General features: G+C 59.7%; 16 protein-coding genes. 9 read left to right on the forward strand and 7 right to left on the reverse strand.

From position 1 onward, the window contains the following. Positions 1-333: 333 nt before the first annotated feature. The 5 genes from AB4N80_RS11455 to AB4N80_RS11475 all read left to right on the forward strand — a co-directional run bounded on the left by AB4N80_RS11455 (position 334) and on the right by AB4N80_RS11475 (position 5944). Entirely contained in the window at positions 334-792 is a 459-nt protein-coding gene (locus tag AB4N80_RS11455; RefSeq protein ID WP_354336317.1) for an REP-associated tyrosine transposase, read from the forward strand. A gap of 612 nt (positions 793-1404) precedes the next feature. Then, positions 1405-2826: an amino acid permease gene (locus AB4N80_RS11460; protein WP_305482236.1), complete on the forward strand. Its 1422-nt coding sequence runs from the start codon at positions 1405-1407 to the stop codon at positions 2824-2826. A 166-nt stretch (positions 2827-2992) separates the two neighbouring features. Beyond that, on the forward strand, positions 2993-3367 hold the full coding sequence (locus AB4N80_RS11465) for a GtrA family protein (protein WP_122567130.1): 375 nt from the start codon (positions 2993-2995) through the stop codon (positions 3365-3367). Further along, positions 3364-4314, forward strand: a complete 951-nt coding sequence (locus AB4N80_RS11470; protein ID WP_122567129.1) for a glycosyltransferase family 2 protein — start codon at positions 3364-3366, stop codon at positions 4312-4314. Before AB4N80_RS11465 ends, AB4N80_RS11470 begins: the two co-directional genes overlap by 4 nt. 103 nt (positions 4315-4417) lie before the next feature. Then, positions 4418-5944 (forward strand): glucosyltransferase domain-containing protein, encoded by a 1527-nt coding sequence (locus AB4N80_RS11475; protein ID WP_122567128.1) that lies wholly within the window; start codon positions 4418-4420, stop codon positions 5942-5944. A gap of 70 nt (positions 5945-6014) precedes the next feature. On the opposite strand, the gene AB4N80_RS11480 is transcribed toward AB4N80_RS11475, so the two are convergent. The 6 genes from AB4N80_RS11480 to AB4N80_RS11505 all read right to left on the reverse strand — a co-directional run bounded on the left by AB4N80_RS11480 (position 6015) and on the right by AB4N80_RS11505 (position 16224). After that, positions 6015-7634 (reverse strand): FMN-binding glutamate synthase family protein, encoded by a 1620-nt coding sequence (locus tag AB4N80_RS11480; RefSeq protein ID WP_122567127.1) that lies wholly within the window; start codon positions 7632-7634, stop codon positions 6015-6017. A 223-nt stretch (positions 7635-7857) separates the two neighbouring features. Then, positions 7858-9264 (reverse strand): ATP-binding protein, encoded by a 1407-nt coding sequence (locus AB4N80_RS11485; protein WP_122567126.1) that lies wholly within the window; start codon positions 9262-9264, stop codon positions 7858-7860. Beyond that, a complete protein-coding gene (locus AB4N80_RS11490) occupies positions 9261-11063 on the reverse strand; it encodes a DAHL domain-containing protein (RefSeq protein WP_305468291.1) in 1803 nt (600 codons plus the stop codon). The genes AB4N80_RS11485 and AB4N80_RS11490 overlap by 4 nt, the downstream gene beginning before the upstream one ends. Next, positions 11060-12019, reverse strand: a complete 960-nt coding sequence (locus AB4N80_RS11495) for a cytochrome-c peroxidase (RefSeq protein ID WP_460082057.1) — start codon at positions 12017-12019, stop codon at positions 11060-11062. The genes AB4N80_RS11490 and AB4N80_RS11495 overlap by 4 nt, the downstream gene beginning before the upstream one ends. 42 nt (positions 12020-12061) lie before the next feature. Further along, positions 12062-13936, reverse strand: coding sequence for a two-component system response regulator (locus tag AB4N80_RS11500; protein WP_305482240.1), 1875 nt, complete (start codon positions 13934-13936; stop codon positions 12062-12064). After that, entirely contained in the window at positions 13933-16224 is a 2292-nt protein-coding gene (locus AB4N80_RS11505; RefSeq protein ID WP_460082062.1) for a GGDEF/EAL domain-containing response regulator, read from the reverse strand. The genes AB4N80_RS11500 and AB4N80_RS11505 overlap by 4 nt, the downstream gene beginning before the upstream one ends. A gap of 228 nt (positions 16225-16452) precedes the next feature. Between AB4N80_RS11505 and AB4N80_RS11510 the strand changes: the two genes are divergently transcribed. From AB4N80_RS11510 to AB4N80_RS11525, 4 genes are all read left to right on the forward strand, one after another. Further along, a complete protein-coding gene (locus AB4N80_RS11510; protein ID WP_122567121.1) occupies positions 16453-17820 on the forward strand; it encodes a response regulator c-di-GMP phosphodiesterase, NosR family in 1368 nt (455 codons plus the stop codon). A 215-nt stretch (positions 17821-18035) separates the two neighbouring features. Continuing rightward, a complete protein-coding gene (locus tag AB4N80_RS11515; RefSeq protein ID WP_122567119.1) occupies positions 18036-18452 on the forward strand; it encodes an NUDIX hydrolase in 417 nt (138 codons plus the stop codon). Positions 18453-18476: 24 nt separating this feature from the next. Next, positions 18477-19115, forward strand: coding sequence for a LysE family translocator (locus AB4N80_RS11520; protein WP_053124734.1), 639 nt, complete (start codon positions 18477-18479; stop codon positions 19113-19115). Further along, positions 19112-19609, forward strand: coding sequence for a GNAT family N-acetyltransferase (locus AB4N80_RS11525; RefSeq protein ID WP_122567118.1), 498 nt, complete (start codon positions 19112-19114; stop codon positions 19607-19609). Before AB4N80_RS11520 ends, AB4N80_RS11525 begins: the two co-directional genes overlap by 4 nt. A 105-nt stretch (positions 19610-19714) precedes the next feature. Here the strand turns inward: AB4N80_RS11525 and metR are convergent, their stop codons facing one another. Continuing rightward, positions 19715-20632 (reverse strand): transcriptional regulator MetR, encoded by a 918-nt coding sequence (gene metR / locus AB4N80_RS11530; RefSeq protein ID WP_122567117.1) that lies wholly within the window; start codon positions 20630-20632, stop codon positions 19715-19717. Between the last annotated feature and the right edge of the window lie 94 nt (positions 20633-20726).

Raw genomic sequence — 20726 nt, forward strand, 5'->3', positions numbered from 1 at the left:
TGTCTGGACAAGGAAACAGGGTTTCCCTGTGGTCAGGGGATCTATCTGTGGAGAAGGAGTTATTTGTGGTGGTGGGATTACCTGTGGCGAGGGGATTTATCCCCGTTGGGCTGCGCAGCAGCCCCAATGCAGGCAACTCAATTGTCCAGACATATCGGTTTGCAGTATGGGGGGCTGCTGCGCAGCCCAGCGGGGATAAATCCCCTCGCCACAGATAAATTCCTCTCATCATAGGGATTACTCAAGTTTCGGAAATTTCGCTCAGCCTTCGCAGCGTCGATAAAACAGCGGTGTGGCTAAGCTGCATTCAAACCCCTTCATAGGAAGCAAGGAATGCATCCACACCCCAATTCCCATCGCTTGCGTCGAGGCCGTTATTCAGAGCCAGGACGAGCCTATCTGGTAACTGCTGTTGTTCATCAGCGGCGAACGGTTTTTTCCGACTGGAAAATTGGACGGCTACTGGTCGCTGAATTCAAACGTGCTCATGATTCCGGTCAGGTGAACTCTTTGGCCTGGGTGGTGATGCCGGATCACTTCCATTGGTTGCTGCAAATCCTCGATGGTCATTTGAGTCGTGTCATCGGCGCCACCAAAGCTCGCTGCACCCATCAGGTCAATAGCATGATCGGAGCCTCTGGTCCGCTTTGGCAAAGCGGCTTTCATGACCGCGCGATTCGTGACAATGAAGAGCTGCGGCCCAGCGCCGACTACATCATTGCCAATCCGATTCGGGCGGGGTTGGCGGAATGTATTGGCGACTACCCTCTCTGGGACGCCGCATGGCTTTGAAGCGCCTCATGCTCCCTGTTTGGACAAGGAAACTTGGTTCTCCTGTGGCCAGGGGATCTATCTGTGGGGAGGGGAGTTATTTGTGCTGATGGGATTTACCTGTGGTGGTGGGATTTATCCCCGCTGGGCTGCGTAGCAGCCCCCAAACTGCGCCCGATATGTCTGGACAATTGAGTTGTCTGCATTGGGGCTGCTGCGCAGCCCAACGAGGATAAATCCCCTCGCCACAGATAAATCACTCCCCCAAATTAACTCCTCGCCACAGGGTTTTAGTGTCTGAAAACCTTGCCCTAGAGCCCTCGCTCCATGCCAAAACATGACGCTGCACCATCGTTGTGCAATACTCGGCGGCGTTTTCCGAATGACCTGGTTCCCAGACAACACCTCTCAAAAACCCGATCATGGCTGAGGTTTATCCCTGAATTTTCCAGGTTTACAGTGAAACTCTCTATTCCTGGCTTTTTATACTGCACGACCCGCTGATCCTGAGGTTGTCGTTCCACAGGACGGTCTGTCCACAAGACAGACCCGGTTTCGGCAAGGCGGCAGGCTTACCGGCCTGTGGCTTTGGACACTCGGTGGCTAATCCAATAACAAGACGAGGTTATCCCTATGCCTGTCGGCAATCATCTGCCCCATGGCGAGACCGCCCAGAGTGGTCCGCTCAAACGTGAACTCGGTGAGCGGCATATCCGCCTGATGGCGCTCGGCGCCTGCATCGGTGTCGGGCTGTTCCTCGGTTCGGCCAAGGCCATCGAAATGGCCGGTCCGGCGATCATGCTGTCCTACATCATTGGCGGCCTGGCGATCCTGGTGATCATGCGCGCCCTCGGTGAAATGGCCGTGCACAACCCGGTGGCTGGTTCGTTCAGCCGCTATGCCCAGGACTATCTCGGCCCACTGGCAGGCTTCCTGACCGGTTGGAACTACTGGTTCCTATGGCTGGTGACCTGCGTGGCGGAAATCACCGCCGTTGCCGTGTACATGGGCATCTGGTTCCCCGACGTGCCCCGCTGGATCTGGGCCCTGGCCGCGCTGGTCAGCATGGGCTCGATCAACCTGATCGCGGTGAAGGCCTTCGGCGAATTCGAATTCTGGTTCGCCCTGATCAAGATCGTCACCATCATCGCCATGGTCATCGGCGGCGTCGGCATCATCGCCTTTGGCTTCGGCAACGACGGTGTAGCCCTGGGCATTTCCAACCTCTGGGCCCATGGCGGCTTCATGCCCAACGGCGTGTCCGGCGTGTTGATGTCCCTGCAAATGGTCATGTTCGCCTACCTGGGCGTGGAGATGATCGGCCTGACCGCCGGAGAGGCGAAGAACCCGCAGAAAACCATCCCCAACGCCATCGGCTCGGTGTTCTGGCGGATCCTGCTGTTCTACGTCGGCGCGCTCTTCGTGATCCTGTCGATCTACCCATGGAACGAGATCGGCACCCAGGGCAGCCCGTTCGTGATGACCTTCGAGCGCCTGGGCATCAAGACCGCCGCCGGCATCATCAACTTCGTGGTGATCACCGCCGCGTTGTCGTCCTGCAACGGCGGGATCTTCAGCACCGGGCGGATGCTCTATAGCCTGGCGCAGAACGGCCAGGCCCCGTCCGGTTTCGCCAAGACCTCCAACAACGGCGTACCACGCCGCGCGCTGCTGCTGTCCATCGCCGCGTTGCTGCTGGGCGTGCTGCTCAATTACCTGGTGCCGGAGAAAGTCTTCGTCTGGGTGACGTCCATCGCCACCTTCGGCGCGATCTGGACTTGGGTGATGATCCTGTTGGCCCAGCTCAAATTCCGTAAAAGCCTCAGTGCTTCAGAGCGTGCGGCGTTGAAATACCGCATGTGGCTGTACCCGGTCAGCTCGTACCTGGCGTTGGCATTCCTGGTGCTGGTGGTGGGGTTGATGGCGTACTTCCCCGATACGCGTGTGGCGTTGTATGTGGGCCCTGCGTTCCTGGTGTTGCTGACGGTGTTGTTCTACACCTTCAAGTTGCAACCGACGGGTGATGTGCAGGGTTCGGTACGTTCAGCTTCGTAAGTGGACGGCGATGAAAACAGAGCCCCGGTCGGATGATCGGGGCTCTTTTTTTGTTGAGTCTCTGGCAACGAACTACGGCGCACCTGTTAGTTCTTACAGTAGACCGGGTACAGACAGAACCCTAGAGTAAGTACCGCCTGAAGCACCGACCTGCTCGGGAGTATGTATGAAAGCGATATGGAAAAGTTTTCTCAGCTACTCACTGGTGGGACTGGCCAATACGCTGATCCATTGGCAGATATTTTTTGTGCTACGAGTGGCTGTCGGTCTCAATCAGGCAACGAGTAATTTCACGGCCTTTTGCGTGGCTGCCTCGTTCTCCTTTTATGTCAACGCGCTTTACACCTTCGAGGCTAAACTCTCGGTAACGAGCTATGTGTTTTTCCTCTGTGTCATGGGCGTGCTCAGTTTTATCGTCGGTCACGTTGGGGACCGCTGGCACCTTCAGGGTCTGCTGACCGTAGCGGCATTCTCGCTGTTGAGTCTGGTGTTCGGCTTTCTGTTTTCCTGGTCTGTAGTGTTTCGCGGACGTCGTCCATGAATATTTCGCTGATTGTTCCTGTGTACAACGAAGAGCAGGCCATCGGCTTGTTTTACAAAAGTGTCCGCCAGCATCCGCAGCTCAGGGATCATTGCGTCGAGATCGTATTCATCAACGATGGCAGCCTCGACCAGACCGCCACCCTGGCCCGTGATATTGCGTTGGCTGACAACCTGGTCCTGTTGATCAGCTTTTCCCGAAATTTTGGCAAGGAACCAGCGTTGTTTGCCGGAGTCGAGTATGCCAGCGGCGATGTGGTTATTCCTATGGATGTGGACCTGCAAGATCCCATTGAGGTTATTCCGAGACTTATCGCCGAATGGGAAAAGGGCGCCGAGGTGGTGCTGGCAAAGCGTCGCGATCGTTCATCCGACAGTTATCTCAAGCGGGGGTGCGCTGCACTGTTCTATCGCCTGCTCGATCAGATTGCCTACCCTCATATCGAACGCAACGTGGGCGATTTTCGCCTGATGGATCGCAAGGTCGTGGAAGTCATCAAGACCCTCCCCGAGTATCAGCTATTCATGAAAGGCGTGTTGTCGTGGGCCGGTTTCAACACCGTCATCATCGAATACGACCGCGCGAGTCGCGCCGCTGGCAACAGTAAGTTCAACGTTTGGAAGTTGTGGAACCTGGCGCTCGAAGGCATCACGTCGTTCAGTACCGTGCCGTTGCGGTTGTGGACTTATGTGGGGAGTTGCATCTCGCTGATTTCGCTGGCGTATGCCGTCTACATGGTCCTGGACAAGTTGTTCTTCGGAAATGATGTACCCGGCTATCCTTCGTTGATAACCGCGATTCTATTTCTGGGCGGTGTGCAACTGATCGGCATAGGGGTATTGGGTGAATACATCGGGCGGATTTATCTGGAAACCAAGCACCGGCCGCGGTATGTCATCAAGGAGATGATCCGGGGAGGTCGGCTCAAGCCCCGGGATGAATCATGACGCAGTTGCTCCGTGTGGACAAAGCCAGCTGTTGACCTGTAATTCTTGATCGTAGGGGGGCAGCGAGTGATCAATCGACCGCAACGATCATGGGAGCGATGAAATGAGAATCAGCGATCTTGTCTATCGCGAACTCAATCGCCAACAGATCGCGCTATTTTTTTTATCAGCAAGCTTGCTGTACGTCCTGCCGTTGATCCTCGCTGATTTTCGCTATATCGACGATAACTGGCGGACGCTGGAAGCGGGTACTGCTTGGACTGACCAAGGACGTTGGTTCAGTGAATTGTTGTATCAAACGTTGTCCTTCACCAGCGCCGCGCCGGACATTTTTCCGCTGCCTTTGTTGCTCGCCGTGTTGGCTATGTCCCTGGCTTTGACTCGCCTGACCTTTTATTACTTTCCTCAGCCGACACTGGCGTGCTGCCTGGTTACGTTGCCCCTCTGGTACAACCCCTTCCTGTTGCAGAACCTGTCGTATCAATACGATGGTCCGGGTATGGCGCTGAGTCTGGTCGCTGTTATTTACGCAATTACCTTTCAGGGTGCATCGCGAATTCGTCAGTGGTGGGTGCCAACGGCGTTGTTGGTGCTGGCATTCGGGCTCTATCAGATCAGCTTCAATGTGTTTCTGGGCCTGTGTTGCCTAGAACTGCTCAGGGCGGCATACAAACGGGAGCCATGCCTACAGTGGCTGCAAATGTTGGGTTGGAAGCTGACTCAGCTTGGCTTGGCGATGCTGATTTACTTCGCCGCCGCCGTCATGCTCATGAGAACGGAGCGGACTGCATTATTGAATTGGAAAGCCGATCCGCTTCTGCAGATCAGCATCAATATTGGACGGGTGGTGGAGAAGGTGGCGCTGTTGTTTCACGGCGGATACACCTGGATATTCTCCGTTCTGGTCCTGTGTGCGCTGATCGGTTTCGTACGATTGACCTGCAGGGTGTGCGTGCGTGAACGGCAACGTTGGAAAAGTGTGGTGATGCTGCTGGGTTGTTTGCTGACGCTGCCCTTATTGGTCCTGTTGGTACCTGGCATCACGCTGTTTTTCCGCGACTTCAATGAAGGTGCTCGCACCCTGATGGGTTTCGGGGTGCTGTTGATGCTGCTGTTTTATCTTGCTTATCTGGCCCTTGCGCCGATTCATCGTCGACTGCCGCTGCTGCTGGTCATTCCGCTTTTGGCAACGCTTTCGCTGTCCTTCGCTTATGGCCGAGTGCTGACCTTACAAAAATCCTTCGCCAATGGAGCGCTTTACAGTCTGGGGTATGACATCACTTCGCACCGGGCACTGTACGAAGCCAAGCGGATTTACATATCCGTCACTTATTCTGACTCTTGGTTGGCAAGCGCTTGCGGCTCGTTCAAACAGCTGCCGGTTCTGCATTATCTGCTCAACATCGACTACTTTATGCTTTCGAAAAACTTGCCGTTAATGGGCATCACCAACGTGGCGGTCGAACGTGAGCGGCGTAATGCGACCCACGTCGGCTATCTAGGATATGTGCCCGTCGTGGACAATCAGTATTACCGGATTTATCTACTGGGCGACTATGGTTTCATCGTTATGAAAGAGCCCGCGCGGATCAATCGCAGCACTGTTAACTGCCGCGATTTGGCTCATTAATATTGGGAAAGTTTCTCTACCGTTGGCGTTGAAATTCCATAGCGTCGAAAACGGTTTGCTGCGGGATTATTCATGCCGCCACCACCTCCCGCGGCTCAAAACTGTCCGCCCGCGCCATCTGCCACATCCGCGAATAAAACGCCCCGTTGACCTCACCCGTCAGCAATTCCCCCGGCTTCAAAAACACATGCAACTGAGAGAACAACTTGACCTCGGTGGCCGACATACGCCGTACCAGATGCTTGGGCTGCAATTGCGAAGGGTGTTCAAGCCCGGCGGCGGCGAGCATTTCGGCCAGGGCCTTGAGGGTGTTGCGGTGGAAGTTGTAGACCCGCTGGGCCTTGTCCGGGACGACCAGGGCGCGCTGGCGCAGGGTGTCCTGGGTGGCGACGCCGGTGGGGCATTTGTTGGTGTGGCAGCTTTGGGATTGGATGCAGCCGATGGCGAACATGAAGCCACGCGCGGCGTTGGCCCAGTCGGCGCCGATGGCCAGGACGCTGGCGATGTCGAAGGCGCTGACGATCTTGCCACTGGCGCCGAGCTTGATCTTGTCCCGCAAGTTCAGGCCCACCAGGGTGTTATGCACGAACAGCAGGCCCTCGCGCAGCGGCACGCCGATGTGATCGGTGAACTCCACTGGCGCGGCGCCCGTGCCGCCTTCCTTGCCGTCGACCACGATGAAGTCGGGCAGGATCCCGGTTTCCAGCATGGCCTTGGCAATGCCCATGAATTCCCACGGATGACCCAAGCAGAACTTGAAGCCCACCGGTTTGCCGCCGGACAGCTCACGCAGTTGCTGGACGAACCGCATCAGTTCGATCGGCGTGGAAAACGCGCTGTGGCGTGACGGCGAAACACAATCCTCGCCCATGAGGATGCCACGGGTTTCGGCGATTTCCCGGGTGACCTTGTGCTTGGGCAGGATGCCGCCGTGGCCGGGTTTGGCGCCCTGGCTCATCTTGATTTCGATCATCCGCACCTGCGGGTTCTGGGCCTGGGCGGCGAAACGTTCGGGGTCGAAGCGCCCGTCGCTTGTACGACAGCCAAAATAGCCGCTGCCCAGCTCCCAGGTCAGGTCACCACCGTGTTCGCGATGGTAGGGGCTGATGCTGCCTTCACCGGTGTCGTGGGCGAAGTTGCCCAGCTTGGCCCCCTGGTTCAACGCCCGGATGGCGTTGGCGCTCAGGGAGCCGAAGCTCATGGCCGAGATGTTGAACACCGACGCGGAGTACGGCTGTGTGCACTGCGGGCCGCCGACCGTCACCCGAAAACCGCTGGGGTCGCTCAGTGGGGCCGGGCGCATGGAATGGCCGATGAATTCGAAGCCGGTCTGGTAGACGTCGATCAAGGTGCCGAACGGTTTGTCGGCGCTTTCGTTCTTGGCCCGGGAATACACCAGCGAGCGTTGGGCCCGGGAGAAGGGCAGGGCATCGCTGTCGGATTCGAGCAGGTACTGGCGGATCTCCGGGCGGATGCCTTCGACCAGGTAGCGGATATTGCCCAGTATCGGGTAGTTGCGCCGTACGGCGTGGCGGCTTTGCAGCAAGTCGAACAACCCCAGCAGGCTCAACAGCCCGGTCACCAGCGCAATCGGCCAGAGCCAGTCGTGTTGCAGAAACGGCAGGCTGGCGAGGGTGAAAATGACACAGCCGGCGAAGAAGGCGTAGCGGCTCAGCAGAGACAGGCTCATACGGTTTCCTTGGGGGGAGCGATTGGCGAGGCGACGTAGGCATTCTGCGCTGGCAGCGAAACGGCGGGCAACCCTATGGCGAGGGGATTGTTATGGGAGCAAGGCTGTGGGAGCAAAGCTTGCTCGCGATACAGGCGCCTCGGTTTCTGAAGTACCGAGTCGTCCCCATCGCGGGCAAGCCTTGCTCCCACAGCTTCTACAGTGTTCTCACCCCAGGTGTGGCTCAGCTCGCCTGCTTCATCTGCCGCACCGGTAATTCCACGCGGAAGGTGGTGCCGACGCCGACTTCGCTGCGTACGGTGATCTCGCCGTTGTGTTTTTTCACGATGCCGTAGGACAACGACAGCCCGAGCCCCGTGCCCTGGCCGATGGGTTTGGTGGTGAAGAACGGGTCGAAGATTTTCTGCAGGGTTTCGGGGGGGATGCCCGAGCCGTTGTCCGCTACTTCGATCCAGACGGTTTCATCACCGACCCCGTTGCGCAGGGTGATGGTGCCGCGTTCGGGGCCGATGGCCTGGGCGGCGTTGACGATCAGGTTCATGATCACCTGGTTGATCTGCGACGGCAGGCATTCCACCTCCGGCAACGGTGTGTATTCCTTGACCACGTCGGCCTTGTATTTGATTTCATTGGCGACGATGTTCAACGTCGAATCCATGCCCTGCTGCAAATTGGCCATCTGCCATTCCTGGCTGGAGTCAACGCGGGAGAAGTCCTTCAGGTCCTTGACGATCTGCCCGACACGGCCGATGCCATCCTTGGATTCCTTGATCAGCAAGGGGATGTCCTCGACCAGGAAATCCAGCTCCACCTGTTCGCGCAGTTTTCTCAAGTTCACCACCAGCTCCGGTGAGGCGATGGCCTCTTCGGCGCTGCCGTAGGCGCTGAGCATTTCCTGGAGCTTGCCGAAGTAGCCATCCAACGCCCCCAGGTTGGAAGAAATGAAACCGATCGGGTTGTTGATTTCGTGGGCCACCCCGGCCGCCAGCTGGCCCAGCGAGGCGAGCTTTTCCGATTGCACCAACTGGGTTTCCAGCATCTTGCGTTCGTCGATCTCCATTTGCAGCAGCTCGCTGGCCTGTCTGAACGCCTGGGTGCGTTGTTCCACCAGGTCTTCGAGCTTGTTCATTTTCAACTGCGCCCGAGAAGTCATTTCCCATTTGGTGGTCAGGGTGTTGGCCATCTGCTGGACTTCGATGTTGTCGAACGGCTTCTTCAGGATCAGCAGGCGATCGTGGCCGTTCAGGCGGTCGAGCAGTTCATCCCAGGAATAATCCGAGTAGGCGGTACAAACCACCACTTGTAACTGCGGGTCGCGCTTCCAGAGTTCTTCGATGGTCTTGGCGCCGTCCCAGCCTTCGGGCATGCGCATGTCGACAAAGGCCAGGGCATAGGGACGCTCCTTCGCCGCGGCCTCCAGCAATTTGTTCAAGCCTTCTTGCCCACCGTAGGCCGAGTCGAGCTCGAACACGGTGGCGGCAGGTTTCGGCGCTTCGCCGAACAAGGCGCTTTCCATGTCCTGCAAGTCCGTGTTGCTCTCATCCTCCGGGGTGAGGATCTTGCGGAAATCTTCATGAATGGCGGGTGTATCGTCGATCAACAGGATGCGGCGGTTACTCATGCTGTTCATGGTTCACCTTCTGCAAGTTTCAGGGGCACCTGCAATTGGAATGTCGCCCCTTTGCCTGGCCCCTCACTGTGGGCGGTGAGGTGGCCGTTCATTTCGATGGCCGCCAGTGCGCAGCTGTGCAGGCCAAAGCCGTGGCCTTCCTTACGCGTGGTAAACCCATGGGCGAAGATGCGCGTCATGTTTTCCTCCGCGATGCCTTCGCCTTCGTCCTTGACGCTGATTTGCAGGGTCTCGCCATCGACGACGGCGGCCTTGAGGGTCATGTTCCGCGCATGGTTGGACACCCCGGCCATGGCGTATTTGGCATTGCTGATCAGGTTGATCAGGATCAACAGCAAGCGGTGCTTGTCGCCCATGATCCGCGGCACGTCGCCGTATTCCTTGATCACCGTAACATGATGGCGGGTCAGGGCGCCGGAGTTCATGCGCAGCGCGTCTTCGAGCAGCTCGCTGACCACCAGGGGTTCCAGCAGGCTGTTGGCCCCGGCATAGGACTGTTGGGTGGAGACGATGTCCTTGATGTGGTCCACGCTCTTGCTCAACTGGGCCAATTCATCTGTCAGGCCCTGCTGCTCCGAGGCGATGGCCTCGACCAGTTGGTTGAGGTAGCCGGGCAGCAGCTTGCCTTTGGGGTCCTCGGTGAGGAAGTGCCCGAGGTCATCGGTGTGTTCGTTGATCAATTGCATCGCCTTGCCCAGCCCCAGGGCCTTGCTGCTGCGCAGTTTTCGGCTGACCAGGTCGGCGGAGATGTTCACGCTGTTGAGCACGTTGCCGACGTTGTGCAACACGTTGGTGGCGATTTCCGCCATGCCAGCCTGGCGGGCGGTGTCCATCAACTCGCTCTGGGTGTCCTTGAGTTGACGGGTACGTTCCTCGACCCGTTGTTCCAGCTCATCGTTGGCGGTTTGCAGGGCGTTGTTGACCCGCTTGATCTCGGCGAAGCTGCGTATCAGCCGGATCGCCAGCCAGATCAGGATCAGCACCAGGAACGTGGCGAACACCAGCAGGTAAACGTGGTTGCGCTCGTACTGGGCGGCGGCTTTTGCCTGGTCTTTCTCGAGCAACTGGGTGATGGTGTCCAGGCGATCGGCCAAGGGAATCGCTTCGATCCCCAGTAATAATTCATTGACCCGTGGCTGTTCGCGCAAGATCACCCCGATGTGTCTGCGCAACACTTCGACGGAGTTGAGCAGCCCCTCGGGCAGGCGTTCCTTGTTGACCTCCAACTGGTTCAGACCCAGCAGCACTTCAGCTGCTCTTTCAGGGGAGCTGAGCTGAGCGAACTCCATGCTGCTGAGCAACAGGTCGTAGGTGTCGATGGCAACGTTCTGCAACTCCAGTTTGTACGTATCAGGCAGCCGGGCGAACTGGGCCTGGATGTCGTCCTCGCCGGTGGGCAGGAAGGCCAGGGAATTGCGCAACACGGCGTTATGGGATTTGAACTGTTCTATCAGACGGGTTTTTTCCTTGACCAATTTGAGGTATTCGGCGCGCTGGGCTTCCCAGAGTGATGGCCCGTGGCGCTCCGGTTCCGATTCGATGGCGTCCAGGCGCTGCCACAAACGTGCCATCTCGTGCAGGGGCGAGACCAGCGGGTCGTAGTTGTGGGTCAGGGCGATTCGCGACTTGAGGACTTCGTTGTCCCAGATAGCGTCCTGTTGCTTGAGCAGGCGGATCAGGTCCCGGGACTCGATGTACGAAGCGGCCTGCCGGGCGCCCGAATTGACGTACATGAACAACAGGATGCCCGCCAGCAAGAGGCCGATGAAGGCCAGGCCGAGGCGACGGAGGACTGTCATAGGGGTTTGCCCTCCCACTCACCGGTCAGGGTCTTGAGGAATTCGACGATCAGCTCGGTATCGTTCTTCAGGGGCTCACGGCCCAACTGGTACTTGAACATCACCTCCACCGCGCGTTCCAGGGTTGGCGCCGACCCGTCATGGAAATACGGGGCGGTAATGGCTACGTTGCGCAGGCTCGGCACCTTGAAAACCTGGCGATCGTTTTCATCGCCGGTGATGTTGAAGCGTCCTTCGTCGGCCCGGTTGGGGTTGCCCCGGTCGCCGATGTAGTCGCCCATGACGCCGAATTTCTGGAACATGTTGCCGCCCATGTTCACGCCCTGGTGGCAAGCGATACAGCCGTACTCCTTGAAGCGCTGGTAACCGAACTTCTCCCGAGGCGTGAGGATGTCGGTATTGCCCAGCAGGTATTGGTCGAAACGCGAGTTGGGCGTCTGCAAGGTGCGCTCGTAGTCGGCCAGTGCGCCCTGGATATTGGGCTTGGTCACGCCATCGGGGTAGGCGTCCTTGAAGTCCTTGGCGTAGCCGGGGTCATCGGCGATGCGCTTGACCACCGCCTCCCAGGTGCTGCCCATTTCCACCGGGCTGGTCACGACCTCGTGGACCTGTTCTTCCAGCGTATCGACGCGGCCATCCCAGAACTGGTGGAAGTTCAGGCTGGCGTTGAACACCGTCGGCGTATTGACTTCCACCGGTTTGCCGTCGAAGCCTAAGGAAAACGGCTTGTCGTCGGCGCCGCCCTTGTCCAGGCGATGGCAACTGGCACAGGACAGGGTGTTGTTGACCGACAGCCGCGGGTCATTGAACAGCCGCAGTCCCAACTGAACGCGCTTGGGGTCCAGGGCCGGCACCGGTGGCAGGGGCTTGAGGGGTTCGTCCAGGGGTTCGGCGTGAGCGGTCACGCTTGCTCCCACGAGCAGGCCGAGAGCCAGAATCAGTCCATGTAACGCCATGGGATGTTTTCCTTGAAGCTTTGGTTGAGGACACTCAGGTGTTCACGAAAACGGGTTCTGGCGTTTTTCCCACTCGGTCATCCAATCGGCAAAGGCCTGCGGTTCGACGGCCTTGCTGAAGTAATAACCCTGGACCTCCTCGCATTGGTGCTTCTTGAGAAACTCAAGCTGCTCAAGGGTTTCCACCCCTTCGGCGATGATGTGCAGGTTCAGGCTCTTGCCCAGGCTGATGATGGTGCTCACCAGCTTGGCGTCATTGCTGTCGATGCTCAGGTCACCGACGAACGACTGATCGATCTTCAGCACATCCACCGGAAATTTCTGCAAGTAGCTCAGGCTCGAATAACCCGTGCCGAAATCGTCGATGGCCAGGCGTATCCCCTGTTGCTTGATGGCCTTGAGGATGGCGACCGTGGTATCGATGTTCTGCATCAGTACGCTTTCGGTGATCTCCAGTTCTAACTGTGTCGGGTCCAGACCGGTTTCCTTGAGGGTGCGGGCGATGCCTTCGACGAAGCCGCGCTGGCGAAAATCGATGGCCGAGATGTTCACCGACAGGTACAGCGGCCGCATGCCCTGGGCTTGCCAGCGGCAGGCCTGCTGGCAGGCTTCCTGAAGCACCCATTGGCTCAGTGGAACGATCAGGCCACTGTCCTCGGCCACCGGGATGAAGTCCGATGGGTAGACCAGGCCATGTTCGGGCCTGTTCCAGCGCACCAACGCCTCGACACCGACCACCTTGCCGCTCTTGAGGTCGAGCTTGGGTTGGTAATGCAGCACGAATTCCTTGCGCTGCAGGGCCAGGCGCAGGCCCGATTCGATGGTCTGTTGCTGCCGTGCCCGGCGGTTCATGTCCTCGGTGAAGAAACGGTAGTCGTTGGGACCGGTCTCCTTGACGTTGCGCATCGCCGTCTCGGCTTTCTTGATCAGGGCCACGGCGTCGAAACCGTCGGTTGGGTACACGCTGATGCCCAGGCTCGCGGTGACGCTCAGGTCATGGCCGTCGATGGGCTGGGGGGTGCTGATGGCCGCCAGCAGTTTTTCGGCCACGCCTTTGGTTTGCTGTGCCTCGACGATGTCCCCCGCGATCACCACGAATTCATCGGAACCGTAGCGAAACACCGAATCGGATTCACGCACCACGGTCGCCAACGCTCGGGCCACGCGCTTGAGCATTTCGTCGCCGACCGGATGGCCCAGTGCGTTATTGACGCGCTTGAAGCGGTCCAGGCCGATGAACATCACCGCCAGTTGCCGGTCATGCCGACGGCACTGGGCCATGGCCTGGGTCAGGCGATCGCCGAGCAACATGCTGTTGGGCAGCTCGGTGAGTACGTCGTATTGCAGCAGGTGGGACACTTTGAGCAATTCCTGGACGCGCTCTTCGATCGTGCGTTCCAGGCTACGCATTTTTCTCGCCGCGTCCTGGGCCAGTTGCCATTTCCAGGTCATGGCGCTGGCCATCTGGCGGATTTCCAGGGTGTCGAAGGGCTTCTTGAGGATCAGCAGTTGATCGTCGAACTCGATCCGTTCGGACATGGTTTCCCAGGAATAATCCGAGAAGGCCGTGCACAGGGCGATTTGCAGGCGCGGATCGGCTTTCCACAGTTGCTCGATGGTTTGCAGGCCATCCCAGCCCGGTGGCATGCGCATGTCGGCGAACACCAGCGCATAGGGCTGGCCTTCGGCCTGGGCGCGCTTGACCAGTTCCAGCGCCTCCTCGCCCTGGTAGGCCGAGTCGATCTGGAATTGCAGCCGGTTGACCTGTGGAGTGCCGAACAGCAGGCTTTCGGTGTCGTCCAGCGAGTCATCGCCGCCGCCGCTGGGGCTGAGGATCTTGCGAAAGTCCTGGTGAATCGCCGGCGTGTCGTCTACCACCAGGATCCGCCGGTTGGCAGGTACCGACATGGGGTTCATGGATTGCTCTCCGATAGCTGGCTCGCCGGCCGGGTCCAATGGTCTGTCGCGGGAATGATGGCGCCGGCCTTGAGCAGTTCGGCGGCCTGGCCACTGTCGACCACGGTGCTGAAGTAATGCCCCTGGGCCTGCATCGCCCCGCCGCTGGACATCAGCGTGGTGCGTTGTTCCTGGGTCTCGACGCCCTCGGCAATGATCCCGATGCCCACGTCCCGGGCGAAGTTGATGATCGCCCGCAACGTCGTGGCGTTCTCGGGGTCGTCGTTGGCGCTGTCGAGAAAGCGCTGAGCGAGCTTGAGGTGGTTGACCCGGTAGGTCTTGAGGTAATCGAACGAGGAGTACTCGGTGCCGAAGTCATCGATGGCGATCTGCACGCCCAATTCGCAGAGGCGCGGCAGCACGTCGTTGTGGGTCCACTTGGTCTGGGCCAGGGTCGCTTCGGTGACGTCGAAACGCAGGTCCCAGGGCGCCAGTTCCCAGCGCGCGGTGGTGCGCAGCACGTCGTAGATCAGTTCCGGGCCGGTCTTGAGTTGGGTCAGGGACAGGTCGATGGCGATCACCGGCGGCGCCATGCCCTGGTCGCGCCACTGGCGCATTTGTTGGCAGGCCTGGTCCAGCACCCAATGCCCCAGGCCAATGATGATCCCGGTCTTCTCGGCCGCCGGCATGAAGGCCTCCGGTTCCAGCCAGCCCCGTTCGGGGTGGTTCCAGCGCACTTGCACGCCCATGCCGAGGATCTTGCCGGAGCCGAGGTCGACTTCCGGCAGGTAGTGCAGGTGCAGTTCGTGGTTTTCGATGGCTTGGCGCAGGTCGTTGGCCAGGGCGACCCGGTCGGTGACTTCCTGGTTAATTTCCTCGTTATGGAAGTGATACTGGTTGCGACCCTTTTCCTTGGAGCGGTACAGGGCCATGTCGGATTGCGCCATCAGGCTGTCGGCACTCAGGCTTTGCGGGGTGTACAGGGCGATGCCGATGCTCACCGAGATCCGCACGTCGTTGCCGTCCAGGGAATACGGCGCCACCAGCGCATCACGGATCTTGCCCGCCAGCGCGGCGCAGTGGGTCGCTTCATGGACGTCCAGTTGCAGCAGGGCGAATTCGTCGCCGCCCAGGCGCGCCACCACGTCGTTTTCCCGGGTACAGGCCTTGATGCGGGTGGCGACTTCCTGCAACAGCAGGTCGCCGATGGGATGGCCCAAGGTGTCGTTGATGCGTTTGAAGTGGTCCAGGTCCAGGTAGAACATGGCAAACGGTGCTGCCCCCCGACGAGCGGCGGCGAAAGCCTGGTGGAGGCGCTCGATCATGGTGGCGCGGTTGGCCAGCCCGGTCAGGCCATCAGTGCGGGCCAGCAGGGCGATCTTCTCTTCGGCCAGCTTGCGCTCGGTGATGTCGAGGATGATGCCTTCTACCTCCAACAACAGGCCCTGTTCGTTGCGCACCGGGATGTAGCGGTTCTCTACCCAGCGGAACGTGTCGTCGCCGGTGCGCATGCGGAACTCGATGGACGCCCCCGCAGTGTCGCGGTCGAGGACGCGGACCATGGCCTCGTGGACCTTATCTTGGTCGTCGGGGTGAATCAGGGTTTGCGCCCAGTCCGGCGAGTCGATCAGGTGCGCCGCGACATGGCCGAACTTGGTGATGTTGTGGGAGATGTACATCAGTGGGAACGGCGGCTCGCCCCGCAGGCGATAGAGGATGGTCGGGCTGTTCTGCACGATGATGTTGGCGTCGGCCAACTCGCGGGTGCGTTCCTCGACCGCCCGTTCGAGCATGTCCATTTTCAGCGCCGCGTCCTCGGTCATCTGCCATTTGACGGTCAAGGCGCTGGCCATCTGGCGGATCTCGATGGCATCGAAGGGTTTTTTCAGGATGAGCAGGCGGTCGCCCAGTTCCAGGCGCTCGGAAATATCCTCCCAGGAATAATCCGAATAAGCGGTGCACAGGGCCACCTGCAGCTTGGGGTCGGCGCGCCACAGCCGTTCGATGGTTTCCAAGCCGTCCCAGCCGGGCGGCATACGCATGTCGATGAACGCCATGGCGAAGGGCTGCCCCTGGGCCAGCGCCGTTTCGACCTTGTTCAGGGCTTCCATGCCCTGGAACGCCGAATCGAGCACGAAACTCATGCTCGAGACGGCCACCGGCGCGCCGAACAGGGCCTCTTCGGCGCTGCTCAGGTTATCTGCGGCGTTCATCTGGGGGCTGAGGATCTTGCGAAAATCCTCATGGATGGTCGGGGTGTCGTCGACGATCAGGATCCGCCGATTGGTTTTATCCAAAGGCAGGCTCATGGCCGTGCACCACTTTGATGCTGACTATAGAACCCTGGAAACATCTGATATCCCTTTCTCTGGCATGAGTATTCGGCCTGTACATGGCCCTTCATGGGGTAGAGCATAGTCGTCTCATCGCGATGCGCTCGGTCACTGATGGCAAATGTGTCTAAATTTTCGCAATCTACTAGCCTGTATTTTGGGGCTAAGGTAGAACGGTTGTCGTGAATCAGGAGGGGGTTTCAAATGGAAGATCAAACGCCGGACGTTCCGGTAAAGAAGCCGACGGTGCTGCTGGTCGATGACGAAGAGTCGATTCTCAATAGCCTGCGTCGGCTGTTGCGCAGCCAGCCGTATGAAATCCTGCTGGCCGACAGTGGCGCCAAGGCCCTGGAAATCCTCAAGGAGCGGCCGGTCGACCTGGTGATGACCGATGCGCGCATGCCGAACATGGACGGTGCCACGTTGCTGGCCGAGATCCGCAAGTTGTATCCATCGACCTTGCGCATCCTGCTCACCGGTTATGCCGATGTGGACATGATGACCAAGGCCATCAACGAGGGGCAGCTCTATCGCTACCTCAGCAAGCCCTGGAACGATGAAGAACTGGTGCAGGCCTTGCGCCAGGCCCTGGCCCACCAGCATTCCGAAAGCGAGCGCCAGCGCCTCGAAGCGCTGAACCGCGAGCAGAACCAACAACTCAAGACCCTGAACGCCACCCTGGAAAAACGCGTGGCGTCGCGCACCTCCGAGCTGCAGCAGACCGCCGACATGCTCGACCTGGCCTATGACGAGCTCAAGCGCAGTTATGTGACCAGCACCGAGGTATTTTCGCTGATCGCCAACCTGCGCCTGCCCAAGGCCAAGCAGACCAACCGGCAGATCATCGAGTTGATCAGGGTCTACAGCCGGCTGCATTTCCTTGATGAGTCCACCGACCGCGACCTGACCATGGCCGCGGCGCTCTACAACATCGGCAAGCTGAGTTGGACCGACAACATGATGGTCACGCCCGCCGACATGCTGCACCACACTGAGCTCGAACTGTACCGAGCCTATCCGAAGCAGAGCGAATCGCTGCTGATGACCCTGGACCCGATGAAGGATGCGGCGCGGATCATCCGCCATCACCAGGAACGTTGGGACGGCAGCGGTTTCCCCGAGCACCTCAAGGGCGAGGCCATTCCGTTTGGCTCGCGGCTGTTGAAACTGGCGGTGGACTTCATCGAGCTGCAGCGCGGGTTGATTCTGGAGCGGCAGATGAACAGCGACGAAGCGCTGGTCTACATCCGCAAGTACGCCGGCAAGTTGTACGACCCGAATATGATCGAGGATTTCATCAAGGCCTGCGGTGAATACCTGGAAGACGTGACCTTGTCGGATCCGACGGTGAAGGTCATGAACACCCGGGAACTGGCGGCCGGCATGATCCTGGCGCGCAACCTCAACGCCGACAACGGCATGTTGCTGCTCAACGCCGGCAAGATCCTGAGCGGTCCGCTGGTGGAAAAGCTCATCGCCTTCGAGTCGATGGAAGGGGCGCGGTACAGCGTGTTCGTCAAGATCCCCGAAGAGGAGGCCGACCCTTCGGCGCCGAAGCCGATGTTGGGGTGACCGGGCTCTGACAAACAACGCAAATTCCCTGTGGGAGCGAGCTTGCTCGCGATAGCGGAGTATCAGTCAATGATGTTTTGACTGACATACCGCTATCGCGAGCAAGCTCGCTCCCACAGGGGGCTGTGTTGGTTTTGAGGTCGCGCCAGGCTTTGCTGTCGCCGCTGCGGTCTGTAATCTCCCCGCCATTTCCCCGGCCAAGGCTTTTATCCCTCATGACCACTTCCCTCATCCGCATCGCCGCCGCCCTGTTGCTCGGGCCGGACGGGCAAACCCTGCTGGTGCGCAAGCGCGGCACCCGAGCCTTCATGCAACCGGGCGGCAAGATCGAGGCCCATGAACAACCGGTGCAGGCGCTGGCCCGCGAGCTGGAAGAAGAGCTTGGGTTGCGGATCGACCCGACCCAGGCCCGCCACCTGGGCGTGTTCAGCGCGCCGGCGGCCAACGAACCGGGGTTTACCGTGCAGGCCGAGGTGTTCTTGCTGAGCATCGACGCCCCGGTTTCGCCGGCGGCCGAAATCGAAGAGGTGCGTTGGATCGACCCGGCCGGCGACAGCGATCTGGTGCTGGCACCGTTGACAGGCGAGGTCATCCTGCCGTTTTATCGAGCGACACTGCTCGCTACCTGCTGATTCACGCCTCAAGGACTGACGCCCATGATTCCATTGCCGGACCTGTTGATTTTCGCCGCCGCCGCGTTGTTGATGGTCCTGACGCCCGGCCCGAACATGATCTACCTGATCTCCCGTTCGATCTGCCAGGGCCGCAAGGCCGGCGTCACGTCGCTGTTGGGCGTGGTGGCGGGGTTCTTCGTGCACATGTTTGCCGCCGCTGCGGGGCTGACGGCGGTGTTCCTGGCGGTGCCCATGGCCTATGAGGTGTTGAAGTGGGCCGGCGCGCTGTACCTGTTGTGGCTGGCCTGGCAGGCCGTGAAACCGGGCGCGCGTTCGCCCTTCGAGGCCCAGCAATTGCCGGCGGATTCGACGCGCAAGCTGATCACCATGGGCTTTCTCACCAGTGCGCTGAATCCCAAGATCGCGGTGTTCTATCTGTCGGTGTTCCCGCAATTCATCAGCCCGGAGCACGGTTCGCTGTTCACCCAGAGCATCATCCTCGGGCTGACCCAGATCAGCGTCAGTTTCAGCGTCAACCTGCTGATCGCCCTGTTCGCCGCCGGCATTGCCTCGTGGTTTGTCCACAACCCGAGCTGGCTGGCGGTGCAGCGCTACTTCATGGGGTTTGTCCTCGGTGCCCTGGCGCTGCGCCTGATGCTTGAGCAACGGCGTTCGGCGTGAACATTCGACGCCTGCGGGCCAGCGATGCCCAGGTGTATCGCGAGCTGATGCTCCAGGCGTACGCCTTGCATCCCCAGGCCTTCACCTCCAGCGTCAGCGAGCGGGAGAAATTGCCCATCAACTGGTGGGAGGCACGTCTGGGCAGCCGACTCGATGTGCTGCTGGGGGCGTTTGTCGAGCAAGAACTGGTCGGCATCGTCGGCCTGGCCCTGGAACCCCGGGAAAAAGCCCGGCACAAGGCGCTGCTGTTCGGCATGTACGTCGCCGACGCACATCGTCATCGGGGCCTCGGCCACCAACTGGTACAGGCCGCCCTCGACGAAGCCCGGCGCCACACCTTCCTGCGCTTGGTGCAACTGACCGTCACCGCCGGCAACGATCCGGCGCTCAAGCTCTACCAGCGCTGCGGCTTCGTCCTCTACGGCCTCGAACCGATGGCGATCCGCATGGACGACGAATACCTCGACAAGATCCATATGTGGCTAGAACTCTAATCCCACCACCATCCCCTGTGTGTGGTTCTTTGTGGGAGCAAGGCTTGACCGCGATGGCGTTTTCGCAATCGCCATCGCGGGCAAGCCTTGCTCCCACAGAAGCTATCAGCGCACGGCACTCACCCCATCGAGGGTAGAAAACGACGTGTCCTTGGCCGTCAGCAAAAAGTCGCGCATGTACGGTGCGTCGAGCATGTCGGTGCGCACCGCCGCGTACAGCGTGGCGAACAAACCTTTCTCCCCCAGCCGCTTGGCCTTCACGTAGCCCCGCGAGCTGTATTCGTGCAGCGCCCAGTGCGGCATGCCGCAGACGCCACGGCCGCTGGCCACCAGTTGCATCATCATCACTGTCAGCTCAGACGTGCGCACCTGGGCCGGTTCGATGTCGGCCGGTTCCAGGAAGCGCGTGAAGATGTCCAGCCGATCGCGCTCCACCGGGTAGGTGATCAGGGTTTCGCTGATCAGGTCTTCGGGGACGATGTACGCCTTGCCCGCCAACCGATGCTGGTTGGCGACGGCGAGCATCGCTTCGTAGGTGAACAGCGGCACGTAGGTGATGCCGGCCAATTCCAGCGGGTCGGAGGTCACCACCAGGTCGAGGTCGCCCCGGGCCAAGGCCGGCAGGGGGGCGAAGGCGAAGCCCGAGGCCAGGTCCAGTTCGACTTCCGGCCAGGCATCGCGGAACTGGTCGATGGTCGGCATCAACCACTGGAAGCAACTGTGGCACTCGATGGCCATGTGCAGCCGTCCGGCGGTGCCGCCCGCCAAGCGGGCGATGTCCCGTTCAGCACTGCGCAGTAACGGCAGGGCGGCATCGGCCAGTTGCAACAGGCGCAGGCCGGCGCTGGTGAAGCGTACCGGCTTGGTCTTGCGCACGAACAACTGCATGCCCAGGCGCTCTTCCAGTTCCTTGAACTGGTGGGAGAGGGCGGATTGAGTCAGGTGCAGGCGTTCGGCGGCTTCGACCAGGCTGTCGGCTTCACGCAGGGCGTGCAGGGTCTTGAGGTGACGGAGTTCAAGCACCGGAGTTGCTCCATGAGTAAAACTTGTGATCAACACGAAAAGGTTGAGTTTGTCTCATGTGGGTCGAGCTGTCGACAATGGCGCCATCTTTTAC

The organism is Pseudomonas sp. H3_A02 (assembly GCF_054671965.1).